Below are 20144 nucleotides of genomic sequence, written 5' to 3'. Positions count from 1 at the left end.
ACCACGGACTCATAGCTCAGCTGGATAGAGTACTCGGCTACGAACCGAGCGGTCGCAGGTTCGAATCCTGCTGAGTCCGCCATACAATCAAGAAGCCCGCTCAATTGAGCGGGCTTTTTGTTTTCTGTTTCACTGCTTTGTCAGTGATGCCTGACTAGACTGCACAGTAACCAGCCCGACAGGCTTTTGCCCGGTGAATGTGTTTTTTGTTGCGCGCCTGCCGTCGCACTGATGGCTTCGAGCGTTGTCCCAGCTTTATCTCGCAAACGATTGTTCTGGCCAAAAATTTAAGCGATCTGACAGCTTAGGCAGTGTATGATTGCGCCCGTCAGCCCCGCCGGGGCTTGTGGAAAACCACCATGGACTTACCCAGTAGTTACTCCTTAACAAGATTCTTACAGCTAGATCTGACTGATTGATTCTCCCGGCGTGCTCCGCTGCTGGGAGTGGAGTTCGCCTATGACTGAAGTAGAAGTAAAGAAAGCGCAAGAGAGCCTGCAGGATCGCCTGGCCCAGGTGGTCGAACTGCTGCAGCGCCAACGTGTGGTAGAAGACCTGACCCACCGTCAGGAAGGTCAGCACAATGACCTGGTGGAAAACCTCGTCCACCGCCAGAACCTGGTCGACCTGCAGCGCAAGCTCGACGACCTGCACCCTGCCGACGTCGCCTACATCCTCGAAGCCTTGCCCCTGCAAGACCGCCTGACGGTCTGGCAGCTGGTGCGCTCGGATCGTGACGGCGACATCCTCCTCGAAGTTTCCGACTCTGTTCGTCAATCGCTGATCGCCGACATGGACGATCACGAGATCCTGGCTGCCGCCAAGGAAATGGACGCCGACGAGCTGGCCGACCTGGCGCCAGAGCTGCCGCGTGACGTGGTTCACGAGCTGATGGAAAGCCTCGATGCCCAGCAGCGCGAGCGGGTGCGCTCGGCACTGAGCTACGACGAGGAGCAGGTCGGTGCGCTGATGGACTTCGAGATGGTCACCATCCGTGAAGACGTCAGCCTGGAAGTGGTACTGCGTTACCTGCGCCGTTTGAAAGAGCTGCCCAACCATACCGACAAACTGTTCGTGGTCGACTATGAAGGCATTCTCAAGGGCGTGCTGCCGATCAAGCGCCTGTTGGTCAACGACCCAGAAAAGAAAGTGGCCGAGGTCATGGCGACCGACCCCGTGTCTTTCCACCCTGAGGAAGATGCCTACGACGCCGCTCAGGCCTTCGAGCGTTATGACCTGGTTTCGGCGCCGGTGGTGGACAAGAGCGATCGCCTGATCGGCCGTCTGACCATCGACGAGATGGTCGACCTGATCCGTGAGGAGAGCGAAAGCGAAGTCCTCAACATGGCGGGTTTGCGCGAGGAGGAAGACATCTTCGCCTCGGTCTGGCGCTCGCTGCGCAACCGCTGGGCATGGCTGGCGATCAACCTGATTACCGCCTTTGTTGCCTCGCGGGTGATCGGCCTGTTCGAAGGTTCGATCGAGAAGCTGGTGGCGCTGGCTGCGCTGATGCCCATCGTTGCCGGCATTGGCGGCAACTCGGGCAACCAGACCATCACCATGATCGTCCGTGCCATGGCACTGGACCAGGTGTCGCCGGGCAATACCAGCCGGCTGATGCGCAAGGAGCTGGCGGTGGGGCTGCTCAATGGCCTGGTCTGGGGTGGGGTGATCGGTGCGGTGGCTTTCTGGCTCTATGGCAGCTGGTCACTGGGCGTGGTGATGACCGCCGCCATGACACTGAACCTGTTGCTGGCGGCCTTCATGGGCGTGCTGATTCCTATGACCCTGACGCGCCTGGGGCGCGACCCGGCCATGGGTTCGAGCGTGATGATCACCGCCGTGACCGACAGCGGCGGCTTCTTCATCTTCCTGGGCCTGGCCACACTGTTCCTGCTCTGAGGCACAGCAGAACATTCAGCCCAACGAAAAAAGCCAGCTTACGCTGGCTTTTTCGTGTCTGCTTGCTGCCGGCCTCAGGAGGCGTCGGCGGCCATTTCCACATCGTGAGCGATGAGGGCCACCAGCGCATTCTGCTGGCGGTGCGACAGCTGGCGGAAACGTTGCAGGAGCTCGCGCTCGTGCAGCGACAGCTCCGGGCTGTCCAGGCGCATGCTCAGCTCGTCGCCCAGCGCACCTTCCTGGATAAGGCTCTGCTCCAGGCGCGCGATGATCTCGGAGTTCATGCTGCGGTGATGGTTGCGCGCTACCTCGGCAATGCGCTCACGCATCCCGTCTGGCAGGCGGACGACGAACTTGTCAGCGGTGCGGCTCGAATAAATAGCCTGTTTCATTGGGCGCATATAAATTGACCGGATTTACTGGTTCAGGGGAAGCGGTTCTCAAATTGGCCGCACGGGGTGGAAGTACGACCGTGGCGACGACAAAATGTTCAACCGTCATGAAAATTTGGAAGGTCATCTTGCCTCATGGTCGCCGTTTCCTTGGCGTCAATTCTGTGACAAATAGTGAGCCGGATAAAGGCTTTTTGCCAGTACCAATTATCAGAAATGAGCACTGGTTTGAAAAGTTTTGCATTATCCAGCCCGTCGCACCGTCAGCCTTTTGCCGTCAAAAACCTGTAAAACGCAGCAAAGGACGCAGAAAACACCTAGAATGCGCGGGTTTCCTTCCATAGAGCATAGTGGCTATGCAACATGACGCAAGCGCCCGAGATGGAGCCTCAGGCCGCCTGATATTCTTGATAGGACCCTCCGGTTCGGGAAAAGATTCCCTGATCGAGGCTTCTCGCGCGCAATTGTCTGCTGCCGGGGTGGAAATTGCCCGTCGCGTCATCACGCGCTCCGCCGAGGCCAAGGGTGAAGCAGCCCATGGCGTGAGCGCGGAACGCTTCGCGCAGCTGCGCGAGGAGGGCGCATTCGCCATGCACTGGCAGGCTAATGGGCTGGAGTACGGTATTCCGGCTCAGGTAAATCAGTGGCTGCTGCAAGGGCGCTCGGTGCTGGTCAATGGTTCTCGGGCTTACCTGCCTGAGGCGCAGGCGCGCTACCCTGATCTTTTGGCGGTGTGCCTGCAAGTGCAACCGCAGGTGCTGCGTGAACGCTTGCTCGCCCGCGGGCGGGAAACCCCGGCGCAAGTCGACCAGCGCCTGGCGCGCAATGCTCGGCTGCAGCTGGACGCGGCGCCGTCGCTGCACTACCTCGACAATTCGGGTGAGTTGGCCACGGCGGTTGCGGCTTTGCTCGATCTGTTGCGTGAGGAAAAGTTGATTGCCTGAGCGGCTCTCAGAAAACCCCTACGTGCAAAAAGCCCGATTCAGGCATGACAAACGGTGGCGCGCTGGTTAACATGCTCGCCGTCCCGCTGTTGCTGCATTCAGTCAGCACAATGGCTGGCGGGTTTCAGTCCCTGTAGTTTAATGGATAGAACGGGGTCCTCCTAAGACTCTGGTGCAGGTTCGATTCCTGCCGGGGACGCCATCCACGCTAAATCCTTCCCTCTGCCCCTCGTTTCCTTTGCACAAGGCCGACGTGCGCTGCGCGCGCCCGATCCGGAGCTTGCTGTCATTTTATCGAGGGTCGAAGGATGCTTGCCGCTACCTGCTTCAAGGCCAGCCAGGCGCTGCCTGTTGCCAATCAATTGCTGCTCAACCCGCTGCGGCCAGCTGCCGTAAGGGGCAGGTCATGAGCGCCATACTGCAACTGCTGGCCCGGCCTCTGCTGCCTGGCCAGCGCAGCCTGCCTTTGCTGGTCGAGGCACCCCACGCTGGCCTGGACCTCAACGAGGCCCTGGAGCCGATCCGCGCGTTGGTGGACCACCACTTGTTCAAGGCCGGTGGCATCCTTTTTCGCGGTTTCGACGTCGGGGGTGCCGAGGCCTTCCGCAGCTTCGCCGGTGGCTTCGGTCACCCGCTGCTGAACTACGAGTTCGGCTCTACCCCGCGCAGCAACGTCACCCAAGGCGTGTACACCTCCACCGAGTACCCGCCGCACCAGAAAATCCCGCTGCACAACGAACAGGCCTACACCCGTGAATGGCCGATGAAGATCTGGTTCTACAGCATGATCGCCGCCGAGAGCGGCGGAGAAACGCCAATCGCCGACAGCCGCGAAGTGTTCCGCCGGATCGACCCGCGCATTCATCAACGTTTCAACCGCCATGGGCTGATGTATGTGCGCAATTTCGGCAATGGCCTGGATGTGCCTTGGGAGCAGGTGTTCAACAGTGACGACCCGGCAGTGGTGCAAGCCTACTGCCAACGCCATGCGATCACCTGCGAGTGGAAGGACGACGGCGAGCTGCGCACCCGCCAGACCTGCCAGGCCGTGGCCCGCCACCCGCACACTGGCGAGGATGTGTGGTTCAACCAGGCGCACCTGTTCCATGTGTCCAACCTGCCGCCGGAGGTGCGCGAGAGCCTGCTGGAAATCGTCGACGAGGAAGACCTGCCACGCAACGTCTATTACGGCGACGGTTCACCTATCGAAGGCTCGATCCTCGACGAAGTGCGCGGTGTGCTGGATGAATGCACCATCGCCTTCCCCTGGCAGGAAGGCGATGTGCTGATGCTCGACAACATGCTCGCCGCCCACGCCCGCAGCACCTTCACCGGCAAGCGCAAGGTCATCGTGGCCATGGCCGAGGGGCACGGCGCGGGCTGAGTCGCGCTCTCGCAAAAGCCGGGCAACGGTTTTGCAACAGCGCCTAAATGCAAGCCGGAACCATTCGTTCAACAGGTATCGCGGAGCCCAGGGCGGCTCCCATCACCGGTTCGGACGACCTATGAGCACCCTCGATCAATCCCTGAAGCTGGCGCGCCGCTTCATTGAACTGCCGCTGGAAAAACGCCGTGTCTTCTTCGCCGCCCTGCGCGACGAGCAAGTCGACTTCAGCAGTTACCCCATTCCCGACTGCAGCGCCATCGCAGGCCGTGACCAGCTCTCCTATGCCCAGCAGCGCATGTGGTTCCTCTGGCAGTTGGAGCCGGGCAGCGCTGCCTACAACCTGCCAGGGGCGGTGCGCCTGCTCGGCAGCCTGAACCACCAGGCGCTGGACCAGGCCTTTGCCGATCTGGTGCAGCGCCACGAGTGCCTGCGTACCACCTTCGCGGAAGTCGACGGTCAGGCGTTGCAGCGTGTCGGTGATGGTGCGCAGGTGCAGGTTCGCCATGTCGACCTGTCCGCCCTGGATGCAGATCAGCGCCTGCAGCGCACCCGCGAAGCAGTTGCCCGCGAAGCCGGCCAGCCGTTCGACCTGCAGCAGGGCCCGCTGCTGCGGGTGACGCTGCTGCAACTGGCGGCGGATGACCATGTGCTGCTGCTGACCATGCATCACATCATTGCCGACGGCTGGTCGATGAACATCCTCATCGAAGAGTTCATGCGCTGCCTGGATGCCCGCAGCGCGGGAAGCCAGGCGCAATTGCCGGCGCTGACCGTGCACTACCGCGACTACGCCCTGTGGCAGCGCAGCTGGATGGAAGCCGGCGAGCAGGCCCGCCAGCTCGACTACTGGCGAGCTCAATTGGGCGAGGCGCATGAGCCACTGGAATTGCCCACCGACCGCCCGCGCCCGGCGCAGCCGAGCCATGCCGGTGCGCGTCTGGAGTTCACCATTGACGCCGAGCTGCGCAGCGGCCTCAAGGCGCTGGCCCAGCGCCAGGGCACGACCTTGTTCGTGGTGCTGCTGGCAGCTTTCAAGACCCTGTTGTACCGCTACAGCGGGCAGGCGGACATCCGCGTCGGTGGCCTGATTGCCAACCGCAATCGCGCTGAGGTCGAGGGGCTGATCGGCTTCTTCGTCAATACCCAGGTGCTACGCAGCCAGCTGGATGGGCGCCAGACCTTCGAGCAGCTACTGGCAGCGCTGCGCCAGACCGCCCTCGGCGCCCAGGCCCACCAGGAACTGCCGTTCGATGCGCTGCTGGAGGCGCTGCAGCCCAACCGCAGCCAGAGCCACAACGCGCTGTTCCAGGTCATGTACAACCACCAGCCGCTGGTCACCGACATCCAGGGCATGCGCTTGGGGTGCGGCCTGCAGCTGGCGCATCTGGACGCCGAACAGAGTGTGGCCGGCGCCCGCAGCCATGCCGCTGCCAGTGACCTGATGCTGGAAACCCGCGAGGAAGGCGAGCGTTTGTTGGCCGCCTTCACCTACGCCACCGAGCTGTTCGACGCCGCCACCGTCGAGCGCATGGCCGGCCACTGGCGCAACCTGCTGCGCAGCGTGGTCGCCGACCCGCAACGTCGAATCGGTGAGCTGCCATTGCTCGATGCGGCAGAATCCCGCCAGTTGCAGGATTGGGCACTGCGTGCACCCGCGCCCCAGGCATCGGCACTGGCCCACCAGCGCTTCCAGGCCCAGGCCGCACGCACGCCAGAGGCGGTCGCGCTGGTGCTGGCTGGTGAAGGGCAGGGCGCCAGCCTGAGCTACGCCGAGCTGGAGCGTCGCAGCAATCGCCTGGCCCAGCGCCTGGTGCAGTCGGGTGTCGGCCCCGAGGTGCTGGTCGGTGTGGCGCTGGAGCGCTCGCTGGACATGGGGGTTGCCCTGCTGGCAGTGCTCAAGGCCGGCGGCGCCTACGTGCCGCTGGACCCGCAAGCGCCCAGCGAACGCATCGCCCAGGTGTTTGCCGACAGCGGCCTGCGCCTGCTGCTGACCCAGTCGAACCTGCTTGGTCATCTGCCTGAGCCCGAGGGTATCGAGGTCGTGTGCCTGGACCAGGCGCAAGGCGAGCAACCTGAGCATGCGCCGCAGGTATCACTGCAGCCCGGCAACCTGGCCTACGTGATCTACACCTCCGGCTCCACCGGCCGCCCCAAAGGGGTCGCCATCAGCCATGGCGCGCTGGCCGAGTTCTGCGAACTGGCGACCGCCTATTCGCGCCTGACTGCGGATGATCGCGTGCTGCAGTTCGCCACCTGCAGCTTCGACGGTTTCGTCGAGCAGTTCTACCCACCGCTGTGCGTCGGTGCCCGTGTGGTGCTGCGCGACAGTCGGCTGTGGGACAGTGCCAGCTTCCAGCAGGCGCTGGAGCAGCACGGCATCACGGTCGCCGACCTGCCAGCCGCCTACTGGCACATGCTGGTGCAGGACTACGCTCGCGACACGCCACAGGCCTTTGCCGCACTGCGCCAGGTGCATGTCGGCGGCGAAGCCATGGCAGTGGACGGCCTCGACCTGTGGCGCCGCGCCGGCCTGGCCGGCGTGCGCCTGCTCAACACCTATGGCCCGACCGAGGCCACGGTGGTGTCCAGCATCCACGACTGCACGGCGCTGGCATCGCAGGATGTGTCCTGGCGCGGCATCCCCATCGGCCAGGGCCTGGCGGGCCGACGCCTGTGCATCCTCGACGGTGAGATGCAGGCCGTACCCGCCGGTGCCATTGGCGAGCTCTACATCGGTGGCCCCGGCCTGGCGCGTGGTTATCACGGCCAGCCTGCACTTAGCGCCGAACGCTTCCTGCCCGACCCCGAAGCTCCCGGCGAGCGCCTGTACCGCACCGGTGACCGCGCCCGCTTCGACGCCAATGGCGCCATCGAGTACATCGGCCGCCTCGACCACCAGGTGAAGGTGCGTGGTTTCCGTATCGAGCTTGGCGAAATCGAGATGCGCCTGCAGCAATGCCCTGGCGTGCGTGAGGCGGCAGTGCTGGCCCTGGACATGACGGGTGGTCGGCAGCTGGTGGCCTACGTGGTCACCGAAGCTGAGGGCGCCAGTGCCGAGGCGCAGCGCCAGGCGATCCGCGAAGGCCTGCGTGCGACGTTGCCGGACTACATGGTGCCTTCGCACCTGGTGCTGCTGGGCCGCCTGCCCCTGACCCCCAGCGGCAAGCTTGACCGCAAGGCCTTGCCCGAGCCCGACCCGAGCCAGTTGCAGGCCAGCTTCCGCGCGCCGGCCAGCGAGCAAGAGCAACGCCTGGCGGCGATCTGGATGGAAGTGCTGCAGGTGCCCCGCGTCGGCCTTGACGACAGTTTCTTCGACCTGGGCGGGCATTCGCTGCTGGCGGCCCAGGTCATTGCCCGGATCAAGTCCGAACTGGGCGTCGCGTTGCCCATGGGCAGCCTGTTCGAGCGCCCGCACCTGGCTGCCCTGGCCGAGGAGCTGGCGGCTCTGGGCGGCACCGCCGACGAGGACTGGGCCGACATGGAAGCGTTCATGAATTCACTGGAGGAGGTTTGAGCATGACCCGCAACACGACGCTGCGTATCGCCGAGAAGTTCATCGGGTTGCCGCTCGAACAACGCCGTCAGTTCCTTGCCAAGCTGCGCCAGGATGGCAAGGACTTCAGCCTGCTGCCAATCCCGGTCAGCCGCCAGGGCCTTGAGGCGATTCCGCTGTCCTACGCCCAGCAGCGGCTGCTATTCCTCTGGCAACTCGACCCGCAGAGCGCGGCCTACAACATGGCCGCCGGCCTGCGCTTGCGCGGCGACCTGGACCAAGGCCGCTTGCAGGGCGCGTTCGACGCCCTGATCGAGCGCCACGAAGCGCTGCGCACCGTGTTCCAGGTCGATGGCGAACAGCCGCTGCAACGGGTGCTGGAGGCCGAGCCCCTGGCCTTGCGGCACGTTGACCTTGGCACGGCTGACGAGGTGGAGCTGGCCCGACAGGTAGAAGACGAGGTCGCTCGCCCGTTCGACCTGCTCAATGGCCCGCTGCTGCGTGCCAGCCTGTTCCGTCTGAGCCAGGAGGAACATGTGCTGGTGGTGTGCATGCACCACATCGTCTCAGATGGCTGGTCGATGGATGTGATGGTTCGCGAGTTCGTCCAGTGCTACCAGGCAGATGCCCAGAGCCTGCCAGCGCTGCCGCTGCAATATGCCGACTACGCTGTGTGGCAGCGCCGCTGGCTGGAAGCGGGCGAGGGTGAGCGGCAGTTGCAGCACTGGCGCGAGCAGTTGGGCGAAGAACACCCGTTGCTCGACGTGGCGGCCGATTTCCCACGCCCGCCGGTGCAGAGCCTGCAAGGCGAGACCCTCAAGTTCAACTTTGGCGGGCCGCTGTCACAGCGCCTGCGTGACACCGCCCGGGCCCAGGGTGTGACGCTGTTCATGCTGATGCTGACAGGCTACGCGCTGTTCCTCTCGCGCCATTCCGGCCAGCGCGATATCCGTATCGGCGTGCCCAACGCCAACCGCGGGCGCGAGGAGGTGGAAGGGCTGATCGGCTTCTTCGTCAACACCCAGGTGCTGCGCTGCGTGATCGACGAGCGCCTGTCGCTGAGTGAACTGCTGGTGCGGGTGCGTGAGGCGACCTTCGCCGCCCAGGCCAATCAGGAGTTGCCGTTCGAGCAACTGGTGGAAGTGCTCGCGCCCGAGCGCAGCCTTGGCCACAACCCGCTGTTCCAGGCCAAGTTCAACCAGAACGTCGGCGTGCAGAAGCAGACCGCGCTACAACTGCCGGGGCTGGCCGTCAGCGAGTATCCGCTGCGCAAGGAAGGCACCCACTTCGACCTCGCCCTGGACATCACCGACGACGGCAGCCTGGTGCACGGCGAGATGACCTACGCCAGCGATCTTTACCGGCGTTCCACCATCGAAGGGTTCATCGCGGCGTTGCGTGAGCTGTTCGAGACGCTGCTGGCCGCGCCCGATGCGCCGCTGCATAGCCTGGTCAAGGCGCCTGCCGCAGAGGTTGCCAGCCACCGTGCGCAGCCGGCCCTGGTCCTGCAGCGCTGGGACGAACACGTGCGCCGCCAGCCCGACGCAGTGGCTGCGGCCTGCGCCGCACAGCGCCTGAGCCATGCCGAGCTGGACAGCCAGGCCAATCGCCTGGCCCATCATCTGTGCGACCTGGGTGTCACCGCTGGCGCGCCAGTGGCGGTGCTGATGGAGCGCTCGCTGGACTGGCTGGTGTGCCTGCTGGGCATCCTCAAGGCGGGTGGCGTGTACATGCCGCTGGACATCAAGGCGCCGACCGAGCGCCTGCAAGGCATGCTGCAGCGCAGCGGCGCGCAGGTGCTGCTGTGCGATGCAACCGAGCCGCGCCAGCAGGCGTTGGCATCGTCTGCTTGCCAGGTGCAGCCCTATGAACCCGCGCGCTGGGCCTCGTTGCCGGCTAAGGCGCCCCACACCGGGATACTGGCAGGTGCGCCGGCCTACGTGATCCACACCTCCGGTTCCACCGGCCAGCCGAAGGGGGTAGTGGTCAGCCATGGTGCGCTGGCCAGCTATGTCGATGGCCTGCTGCAACGCCTGGACCTGGCCACGGACGCGAGCATGGCGCTGGTCTCGACCATCGCCGCCGACCTTGGCCACACGGTGCTGTTCGGCGCCTTGTGCTCCGGGCGCACCCTGCATGTGCTGCCGGAGGCGCTGGGCTTCGACCCGGACGCTTTCGCCGCCTACATGGCCGAGCAGCGTATCGGTGTACTGAAGATCGTCCCCAGCCACCTCAACGGCCTGCTGCAAGCCGCCAATGCCGCCGACGTGCTGCCCGAGCATGCCCTGATCGTCGGCGGTGAGGCCTGCTCACCCGCGCTGTACCAGAAAGTGCGCGAGCTCAAGCCGGGCTGCCGCTTCATCAACCACTACGGCCCCAGCGAAACCACGGTCGGCGTGCTGACCCACGAACTGCAAGGTGCAGTGCCGCAGGCGATGCCGTTGGGCGCGGCGCTGCCAGGGGCCCGCGTACGGGTGCTGGACGATGTGCTCAACGTGGTGCCCGCGCGCGTCGCCGGCGAGTTGTACATCGGCGGTGATAGCCTGGCGCAAGGCTACCTGGGCCAGGCGGCACTGACCGCCGAGCGTTTCGTGCCCGACCCGTTCGGCGCACCGGGCACGCGCCTATACCGCAGCGGAGACCGCGTGCAGCGCGACAACGCAGGCTTGCTGCACTTCCTTGGGCGTGCCGACGACCAAGTGAAAATCCGTGGTTATCGTGTCGAGCCAGGGGAAGTCGGCCGCGTGCTGCGTGGCCTGGCCGGCGTGCATGACGCAGTGGTGCTGGCCGTCCCGCAAGGTGATGACCCGGCGCAGTTGCAACTGGTCGGCTGGTGCGTGCCGGGCAACCCCGCGCTGAGCGTGAAGGCCCTGCGCGAGCAGTTGCAGGCGCTGTTGCCGGACTACCTGGTACCGGCCCACCTGCTGTTGCTGGAGCGCCTGCCGCTGACCGCCAACGGCAAGCTGGACCGCCGTGCGCTGCCGCAGCCGCAGGTGCAGCTCAAGCGCCATGTCGCCGCCAGCACGCCGCTGGAGGAGCAGTTGCTGGCCATCTGGCAGGCGGTGCTCAAGCGTGAGGACATTGGCGTCGAGGACAACTTCTTCGAGCTTGGCGGCGACTCCATCCTCAGCCTGCAGATCATCGCCAGGGCCAAGCGCCAGGGCATCAAGCTGAGCCCGCGTCAGTTGTTCGAGAAGCAGACCATCGCCCAACTGGCCCAGCTCGCCAAAGTGACCACGGCAGTGGCCAAGCCTGCCGCGGTTGCGCAGGTCAGCGGTGCCATGCCGCTGTTGCCGGTGCAGGCGCGCTTCTTCGCGCTGGCCCTGGATCGGCCTGGGCATTACAACCAGGCGGTCATGCTGCAGCCACGCCAGGCGCTGACGGCGAACATCGTCGAACAGGCCCTGGTGCTGCTGGTCAACCAACACGACGCTTTGCGGCTGGCCTTCGATCAGGTGGACGGCAACTGGCAGGCCGAGCACCGTACTGGCGTGCCAGGTGGAATGCTCTGGCATCGCCAGGCGGCCGATGCCGCGCAACTGCAGGCCATCGCCGAAGAGGCGCAGGGCAGCCTCGATCTTGCGCAGGGGCCGCTGCTGCGCGCCGTGCTGTGCGACCTTGCCGAAGGTGGGCAGCGCCTGCTGCTGGTGATGCATCACCTGGTGGTCGACGGTGTGTCCTGGCGGGTGCTGCTGGAAGACCTGGAGCAGGCCTGCCTCGCCCTGCTGGCCGGGCGTGCACCCGCACTGGCGGAAAAGGGCACGGCATTCAAGGCCTGGGCCGAGCGTCTGGTGGGCTGGGCCCAGGCGCCGGAGCGCGATGCAGAACTGGCCTACTGGCAGGCGACGCTCGCAGGGCAGGCCGGCGACCTGCCGGCGGCACGCGGCGACGCCGGGCTGCAGGTGCGTCACGCACGCACCGTGCGTTGCCGGCTGGCTGCCGACACCACGCAGAACCTGCTGCAGCAGGCACCCGCGGCCTATCGCACGCAGGTCAATGACCTGCTGCTGACCGCCCTGGCGCGGGTGCTGTGCCGTTGGACCGGGCAGTGCAGTGCGCTGGTCCAGCTGGAAGGCCACGGCCGCGAAGACCTGTTCGACGGCGTGGACCTGAGCCGCACGGTGGGGTGGTTCACCAGCCTGTTCCCGGTGGCGCTGACCCCAACCGACGACCTGGGCGGCTCGCTCAAGGCGATCAAGGAGCAGTTGCGTGGCGTGCCCGCGCGCGGCATCGGCCATGGCGTGCTGCGTTACTTCGGCAGCCCGGCGCAGCAGGCGGCATTGCAGGCGCTGCCGCAAGCGCGGGTGACCTTCAACTACCTCGGCCAGTTCGATCAGGGCTTTGGCGAAGACCGGCTGTTCGCCCCCGCCCTGGAAAGCGTTGGCGCCACCCAGGCAGCCGATGCGCCGTTGGGTAACTGGCTGAGCGTCAACGGCCAGGTGCTGGGCGGTGAACTGGAGCTGGGCTTTACCTTCAGCCACGCCATGTTCGACGAGCCGGTGATCGCCGGCCTGGCTGACGACTACGCCCGTGAGCTGGCGGCGCTGGTCGCCCATTGCCTCGACGGCCAGGCTGGCGGCGCCACGCCGGCCGACTTCCCGCTGGCGGGCCTGGCTCAGGCGCAGCTGGATGCGCTGCCGGTCGACCTGCGCCAGGTCGAAAACATCTACCCGTTGGCACCGATGCAGGAAGGCATGCTGTTCCACAGCCTGTACGACGGCCAGGCCAGCAGCTACGTCAACCGCCTGCGCCTGAACTTCGACGACCTCGACCCGGAACGGTTCATCCAGGCCTGGCAGCAGGCGCTGGACCAGCATGAGTCGCTGCGCGCCGGCTTTGTCTGGGAGCGGGGCCTGGAAGCGCCACGCCAGGTGGTGATGCGCCATGTCGAGCTGCCGGTCGAACGCTTCGACTGGGCAGGCGAGGCCGATATCGACACACGCCTCGAAGCACTGGCGCAAGCCGAGCAGGCACGCGCCTTCGACCTCGGCCAAGCGCCGTTGCTGCGCCTGGTGCTGGTGCGCACAGGGCCACAGCGCCATCACCTGATCTATACCAGCCACCACATTCTCATGGACGGCTGGAGCAATTCGTTGCTGTTCGCGGCTGTGATGCAGGCCTACTCGGGCCAGCCTGCCGCGCTGACGCAGGCCGGCCGCAGTGACTACCTCGGCTGGTTGCAGCAGCAGGATCGCCCGGGTGCTGATGCGTTCTGGAAAGCCCAGCTGCTCGACCTGGATGGGCCGACCCTGCTCGGCGGTACACGCAATGCCGACGAATCCGGGCAGGGCGCGGTGGTGCTGGAGCTGGGTGAGGCATTGAGCCAGGCCCTGAAGCACTTTGCCCAGGCCCAGCAAGTCACCCTCAACAGCGTGCTGCAGGCCGCCTGGGCGCTGCTGTTGCAGCGCCGCACCGGTCAGCGTCGGCCCTGCTTCGGTGCCACCGTGTCCGGGCGCCCGGCGGAGTTACCGGGTATCGAGCAGCAACTGGGCCTGTTCATCAATACCCTGCCAGTGGCCGCCGAGCCGCAAGGGCAGATGGCGGTGGCCGACTGGGTGCGTGAGGTGCAGGCGCTCAACCTGCGCCTGCGCGAGTACGAATACCTGCCGCTGTACGCTATCCAGGCAGCAGCGGGGCGCCATGGCGAGGCGCTGTTCGACAGCCTGCTGGTGTTCGAGAACTATCCGCTGGCCCAGAGCCTGTCGGACAGCACTGCCGGGTTGCGTTTGTCGGGCCTGGATTATCAGGAATACAGCGGCTACCCGCTGACCCTGATTGCCGAAGCGCGGGATCAGATGCAGCTGACCTTCGCCTATCAGCGTCAGGTCTTCGGCCATGCGCAGGTGCAGCAGATTGCAGCCGAGCTGCGCCATCTGCTGCAAGGCTTCGCCAGTGCGCCGCAAGCCCTGCTGGGCAGCTTCGGGTTGGTCGATGCAGCGGCTCATTCGCGAATCGTGAAGGACTGGAATGCCACGGCGCGTGACTACCCAGGCACGCCGTATGTGCATCAGTTGTTCGAACAGCAAGTCGTTCATCAGCCGCAGGCGCCGGCGCTGACCTTCGCCGAACGCACCCTGAACTACGCCGAACTCAATGCCGAGGCCAACCGCCTGGCTCAGTATCTGCGTGGCATGGGCGTGGGCCCTGACGTGCTGGTGGGCATCGCCGCCGAGCGTTCGGTGGAAATGGTCATCGGCCTGCTGGCGATCCTCAAGGCCGGTGGCGCTTATGTGCCGCTGGACCCGGACTGCCCGCAGGACCGCCTGGCCTACATGTTCGAGGACAGCGGCATCGCCTTACTGCTGACTCAGTCGCACTTGCGTGAGGGTCTGCCGATCCCGGCAGGGCTGACGGTGCTCGATCTGGATCGGGCCGAGGCCTGGAGCGGCCTGCCGGCGCACAACCCGGCTGTACCTCTGCACCCGGAAAACCTCGCCTACGTCATCTACACCTCTGGCTCCACCGGTAAGCCCAAGGGCGCCGGCAACCGCCACGTCGCCTTGCACAACCGCCTGGCCTGGATGCAGGAAGCCTACCCGCTCACTGCCGATGACAGCGTGTTGCAGAAGACGCCGTTCAGCTTCGACGTGTCGGTGTGGGAGTTCTTCTGGCCGTTGATGGAAGGCGCACGCCTGGTCATGGCGCTGCCGGGTGACCACCGCGATCCGGCGCGCCTGGCCGCGCTGATCACCCGCGAGCAGATCAGCACGCTGCACTTCGTGCCGTCGATGCTGCAGGCCTTCGTCAGTGACGAGAACGCCGCCCGTTGTACCTCGTTGCAGCGGATCATCTGCTCCGGCGAAGCACTGCCGGTGGAGCTGCAACGCCAGACCCTGGCGCTGCTGCCGCAGAGCGGCCTGTACAACCTGTACGGCCCGACCGAAGCGGCCATCGACGTCACCCACTGGACCTGCGTCGAGGAAGGCAAGGATGCGGTGCCGATCGGCCAGCCGATCGCCAACCTGCAAACCTACGTGCTGGACGGCGAACTGAACCCGGTCAGCCCTGGCGTGACCGGCGAGCTGTACCTGGGTGGCATCGGCCTGGCCCGGGGTTACCACCGTCGCCCGTCGCTCACGGCTGAACGCTTCGTCACCAGCCCGTTCGGTACTGGCCAGCGGCTGTACCGCACCGGCGACCTGGCGCGCCAGCGCGAGGACGGGGTGATCGAGTATGCCGGGCGCATCGACCATCAGGTGAAGATCCGCGGCCTGCGCATCGAACTGGGCGAAATCGAAGCGCGCCTGCTGGAACAGCACACCGTGCGGGAGGCGGTGGTGGTGGCCGCCGAGGGCCAACTGGTGGCGTACCTGGTAGCCGAGCGGGCCGACAGCCTGGCGGCAATCAAGGCACACCTGGCGACGGTACTGCCGGACTACATGGTGCCAAGTCAGTGGGTGCTGCTCGAACGCATGCCGCTGTCGCCCAACGGCAAGCTCGATCGCAAGGCGCTACCGCAGCCTGAGCTGGGTCAGTCGCGGCACGCGTACCTGGCGCCGCAAAGCGAACTGGAGCAACGCCTTGCGGCCCTCTGGCAGGACCTGCTGCAGGTCGAGCGGGTCGGCCTCAACGACAACTTCTTCGAACTGGGCGGGCATTCGCTGCTGCTGGTGCGCCTGGTTTCGCGGATCAAGACCGAGTTCGCCATCGAGCTTGCGATGCAGGACGCCTACCTGGCCGACAACCTCGGCGCCCTGGCCACCCTGGTTGCAGGCAACGCCAGCCCGGCGCAACACGACTACGACGCGATCTTCGACGCCCTCGACGAACTGGAGGCACTGGATGTTTAAGCAAGGGACCCAACAGGGCAATGAGCTGGTCCAGCGGATCAGCGGGCTGGCTCACGACAAGCGCGTGGCCCTGTTCAAGCGCCTGCTGGAGAAAGGCATCGACCCGGGCCGGCTGCCCATCGTGGCGCTGGCTGAAGGCGACGTGCCGCGCCTTTCCCATGCCCAGCAGCGCCAGTGGTTCCTCTGGCAGCTGGACCCGCAGAGTGCCGCCTACAACATGCCGGCAGCGCTGCGCCTTGAAGGCACGCTGGACATTGCTGCCCTGCAGAGCAGCTTCGATGCGCTGGTGGCGCGGCACCCGCCGCTGCGCACCACCTTCGAGGCAAGTGAAGGGGAGCCCCGGCAGCGCATCCACGCTGCAGGCCCGGTGGCGATCGAACGCGTGGCCTTGCCGGGGGCCGACGACCAGGCCATTGCCGAGGCGGTGAGCCGTGAAGTGGTGCGGCCTTTCGACCTGCAGCGTGGCCCGCTGCTGCGGGTGCTGCTGCTGGAAATCGGCGCGGCGGACCGGGTGTTGGTCATGACCCAGCACCACATCGTCTCCGATGGCTGGTCGATGCAGGTCATGATCGCCGAACTGATCCAGCTCTATCAGGCAGCCTGCGAAGGCCGCGAGGCCGAGCTCCCGGCGTTGGCCATCCAGTACGCCGACTTCGCCGCCTGGCAGCGCCAACTGCTCGAAGCGGGCGAGGGGCCGCGTCAGTTGGCCTATTGGACCGAGCATCTGAGCAATGCCCCTGCGGTACTGGAACTGCCCACCGACCGGCCACGCCCAGCGGTACCCAGCCATCGTGGCCAGGCCGTGACCGGCACGCTGGACGCGCCGTTGCGCCTACGCCTGGTTGCCCTGGCACAGGCGCACGGCTGCACGTTGTCGATGGTGCTGCTGGCGTCGTTCCAGCTGCTGCTGCGTCGCTACAGCGGCCAGAGCGATGTGTGCGTGGGCATGCCGTCGGCGGGGCGCAACCGGCCGGAGGTGGAGCCACTGACCGGCTTCTTCGTCAACACCCTGGTGTTGCGCGGCCTGCTTGAAGATGGCCTGAGCACCGTGCAGTTGCTGCAGCACACACGCACCACCCTGCTCGCCGCCCAGGCCAACCAGGACCTGCCGTTCGAAGCGCTGGTCGATAGCCTGGTGGCGCACCGCGACCTCAGCCACAACCCGCTGTTCCAGGTCATGTTCAACCACCAGGTGCTGGGCGATGGCCTGGGCGCCACGGCGCTTGCCGGCCTGTCGCTGAGCCTGCTGCCGGCACCGATCTCGCGGGCCAAGTTCGACCTGGCGCTGGACACCCAGGAGCATGGCGGCCAGCTCAGTGCCAGCCTGACTTACGCCACTGACCTGTTCGATACGGCTACCGCCGAGAAGATGTTCGCGCACTGGCAGAACCTCTTGCGGCGCATGAGTACCGAGCCTGACCAACCGATTGCCGAGTTGTGCATGCTCAGCGAAGACGAGCGCCATTGGGAGCTGGTGGAATTGAACCCCGGCCTCGGCCAGCCGGCCGAGATGCGCACCGTGCATGGCCTGATCCAGCAACAGGCGCAGTTGCGCCCGACTGCCCCGGCCCTGGTCGTGGCGGGCAAGCAGCTTGATTACCAGCAACTCAACCAGTGGGCCAACCGGCTGGCTGCGCGCCTGCACGAGGCGGGCGTAGGCCCTGAGCTACGCGTGGGGATCGCGCTGGAACGCTCGGTCGAAATGCTGGTCGCGTTGCTGGCCGTGCTCAAGGCTGGCGGTGCCTATGTGCCGCTGGACCCGACCCACCCGCGTGAGCGGTTGCGCTACATGATCGAGGACAGCGGCGTGGCCCTGGTGCTGGCCCAGCCGCATCTGCTGGCCGAACTGCCGCTGCCGGCTAGCGTCGAGGTGTTGCCGGTCAGCGCGGATGGCGCCGAGCTGCAAGGCTACCCGGCGCACGATGCCGATTACCCGGTGGCGGCGGGCAACCTGGCCTATCTGATCTACACCTCCGGCTCCACTGGCCGGCCGAAGGGCGTGGCGGTCACCCATGGCCCGCTGGCGATGCACTGCCTGGCCATTGCCGAACGCTACGGCATGACCCCAGAGGACCGCGAGCTGCAGTTCGCCTCGATCAACTTTGACGGCGCCCACGAGCGCTGGCTGGTGCCGCTGGTTTCCGGTTCGATGCTGATGCTGCGCGACAACGATGCCTGGGATGTCGAGCGCAGCGCACGCGAGATTTCCGAGCATGGCATCACCATCACCTGCTTCACCCCAAGCTACCTGCAGCAGTTGGCCGAGCACCTGGGCGAGGCGGGGGCAGACCTGCCCATCCGCTCCTACACCGTGGGCGGCGAAGGCACTAGCCGCGCCACCTTCGAGCAGATCCAGCAGGTACTGCGCACACCGCGCATCATCAATGGCTATGGCCCGACCGAGACGGTGATCACGCCGTTGCTGTGGGCGGTCCACCTGGGCAGCGGATTCGATGCGCAGTACATGCCGGTGGGCACGCCGGTCGGTGCGCGTTCAGCCTATGTGCTGGGCAGCGACCTGCAACCCTTGCCCGCAGGCGTGCCGGGCGAGCTGTATATCGGCGGTGAAGGGCTGGCGCGTGGTTATCACCAGCGCCCAGGCCTGACTGCCGAGCGTTTCGTCGCCGACCCGTTCGGCCCGCCGGGCGGCCGCCTTTATCGAACCGGCGACCTGGTGCGCCTGCGCCATGATGGCGTGGTCGAGTACCTTGGCCGGGTTGATCACCAGGTCAAGGTGCGCGGTTTCCGCATCGAACTGGGCGAGGTGGAATCGTGCCTGATGGGCATGGAGCAAGTGCGCGAAGCGGTGGTCGCCGTGGCGGGCGAAGGGCGAGGTTCACGCCTGGTGGCCTACCTGGTGCTGGCGCCGGGGTTGCAGTGGGATGCCGCGTTGCGCGGCCAGGTGCTCGCTCGGCTTCGCCAGGCCCTGCCGGAGTACATGGTGCCTGCGCACCTGCTGGTGTTGCCGGCCATGCCACTGAACCCCAACGGCAAGCTCGACCGCCATGCCTTGCCAGCCCCCGCGCTGGACCGCTCCGAGCATTATCGGGCGCCGGTCACCCCGTTGGAGGTGAGCCTGGCGAAGCTCTGGGGCGAGTTGCTGGAGGTGGAAGAGGTCGGGCTGGATGACAGCTTCTTCGAACTGGGCGGCAACTCGCTGCTGGCCATGGAACTGGTACGTCGGGTGCGAGTGGCGGCGCCGGACGGCTTCACCATGACCCTGCGCGATCTGATGACCACCCCGCGTATCGGCGAGTTGCTCGGGCGCCTGCAAAGCACTGCCAGCCAGACCCCGATGCTCCTGCTCAATACCCCGGCGCCAGGCGCCACGCCGCTGTTCTGCCTGCACGGCGTGCATGGCTCGGTGTTCGATTACCTGCCGCTGGCCAGGCGGCTGCAGCCGCAGTGGGCGGTGCACGGCATCCAGTGTCGGATGCTGTTCAATGCCGCCTGGGTCGACGCGGATGTCGAGTCCATGGCGGTCGACTACTGCGATTACATCCGCGCCGTACAGCCAAAGGGGCCGTACTGCCTGCTCGGTTGGTCGCTGGGTGGCGCCTTGGCGTTGCAGGTGGCGCGCGAGCTGGAGGCGCAGGGGCAGGTGGTGGCCTTCGTCGGGTTGCTGGACAGTTACTTGCCGCAGGCCGATCAACAGCCGCAATGGGATGAGCGCTTGCTGAGCCTGCTGCTGGCGCTGGGCGCTGATGAGGGCGCCAGTCGGGCGCTTTGCAGTGGTTGGCAGGGGCCTGAAATGGATGAGCAACTGCTGTTCGCTGAGCCAATGGCGGCTGTACTGGGCAACCTGTCGACGCCGATGCTGGCCAACCTCGCCATTGCCGAACGGGTGGCCTTCGTGCGTACCACGTTGCAGCTGGACAGGGTGGCGATGGCGATGAAGGGGCTGCCAGGCACTCAGGTGAAGCCGACCTGCTGGTGGGCGGCAGGGCGCGAAGTGTCGGCGCAGTCGAGCCTTGATAGTCACTACGGTACGGCACTGCGGCACCTGAGCAGCGACCGTGGCCATTTCGACCTGCTGCAGGATGCGCAACTGATCGAGGCGGTGGCCGGGCAACTGCAGGGTATCGGCGCCATACGCCAGGAGGCACTGTTCGAGGTTTGACCTAGTTACGTGGTATCGCGCACTGCTATCCCAGGCACGACCGTCGAGCGCAATTTTCTTGACGCCATTTTCCCATCTACTTAAGATCCGCGACCAAATGATGGCAAAGTGACATA

The 20144-nt window shown here is 65.8% G+C and carries 7 protein-coding genes and 2 tRNA genes; 8 read left to right on the top strand and 1 reads right to left on the bottom strand.

Going from position 1 to position 20144, the window contains the following annotated elements:
- The first annotated feature begins 5 nt into the window (after window positions 1-5).
- Window positions 6-82: transfer RNA gene (locus F6X59_RS27260), tRNA-Arg, on the top strand.
- 377 nt (window positions 83-459) lie between these two features.
- Window positions 460-1902 (top strand): magnesium transporter, encoded by a 1443-nt coding sequence (mgtE, locus tag F6X59_RS27255; RefSeq protein ID WP_085675859.1) that lies wholly within the window; start codon window positions 460-462, stop codon window positions 1900-1902.
- Between the two features lie 74 nt (window positions 1903-1976).
- On the opposite strand, the gene F6X59_RS27250 is transcribed toward mgtE, so the two are convergent.
- On the bottom strand, window positions 1977-2303 hold the full coding sequence (locus tag F6X59_RS27250) for an Arc family DNA-binding protein (RefSeq protein ID WP_003254499.1): 327 nt from the start codon (window positions 2301-2303) through the stop codon (window positions 1977-1979).
- A gap of 347 nt (window positions 2304-2650) precedes the next feature.
- Between F6X59_RS27250 and phnN the strand changes: the two genes are divergently transcribed.
- The 6 genes from phnN to F6X59_RS27220 all read left to right on the top strand — a co-directional run bounded on the left by phnN (window position 2651) and on the right by F6X59_RS27220 (window position 20028).
- A complete protein-coding gene (phnN, locus tag F6X59_RS27245; protein ID WP_152959170.1) occupies window positions 2651-3238 on the top strand; it encodes a phosphonate metabolism protein/1,5-bisphosphokinase (PRPP-forming) PhnN in 588 nt (195 codons plus the stop codon).
- A gap of 127 nt (window positions 3239-3365) precedes the next feature.
- Window positions 3366-3440 (top strand) — tRNA-Arg (locus F6X59_RS27240).
- A 204-nt stretch (window positions 3441-3644) separates the two neighbouring features.
- Window positions 3645-4622, top strand: a complete 978-nt coding sequence (locus F6X59_RS27235) for a TauD/TfdA family dioxygenase (RefSeq protein ID WP_152959169.1) — start codon at window positions 3645-3647, stop codon at window positions 4620-4622.
- 121 nt (window positions 4623-4743) lie between these two features.
- Window positions 4744-8139: a non-ribosomal peptide synthetase gene (locus F6X59_RS27230; protein ID WP_152959168.1), complete on the top strand. Its 3396-nt coding sequence runs from the start codon at window positions 4744-4746 to the stop codon at window positions 8137-8139.
- A 2-nt stretch (window positions 8140-8141) separates the two neighbouring features.
- The gene (locus tag F6X59_RS27225; protein WP_152959167.1) at window positions 8142-15908 is read left to right on the top strand and encodes a non-ribosomal peptide synthetase; all 7767 of its coding nucleotides are present in this window, start codon (window positions 8142-8144) and stop codon (window positions 15906-15908) included.
- The gene (locus F6X59_RS27220) at window positions 15901-20028 is read left to right on the top strand and encodes a non-ribosomal peptide synthetase (protein WP_152959166.1); all 4128 of its coding nucleotides are present in this window, start codon (window positions 15901-15903) and stop codon (window positions 20026-20028) included. Before F6X59_RS27225 ends, F6X59_RS27220 begins: the two co-directional genes overlap by 8 nt.
- Window positions 20029-20144: the final 116 nt, after the last annotated feature.

This window comes from Pseudomonas sp. MN1F, assembly GCF_009391885.1.
Lineage (GTDB): Bacteria > Pseudomonadota > Gammaproteobacteria > Pseudomonadales > Pseudomonadaceae > Aquipseudomonas.
Note: the sequence above shows the minus strand (reverse complement) of the source record. Positions and strands in the feature narration are given on the sequence as shown.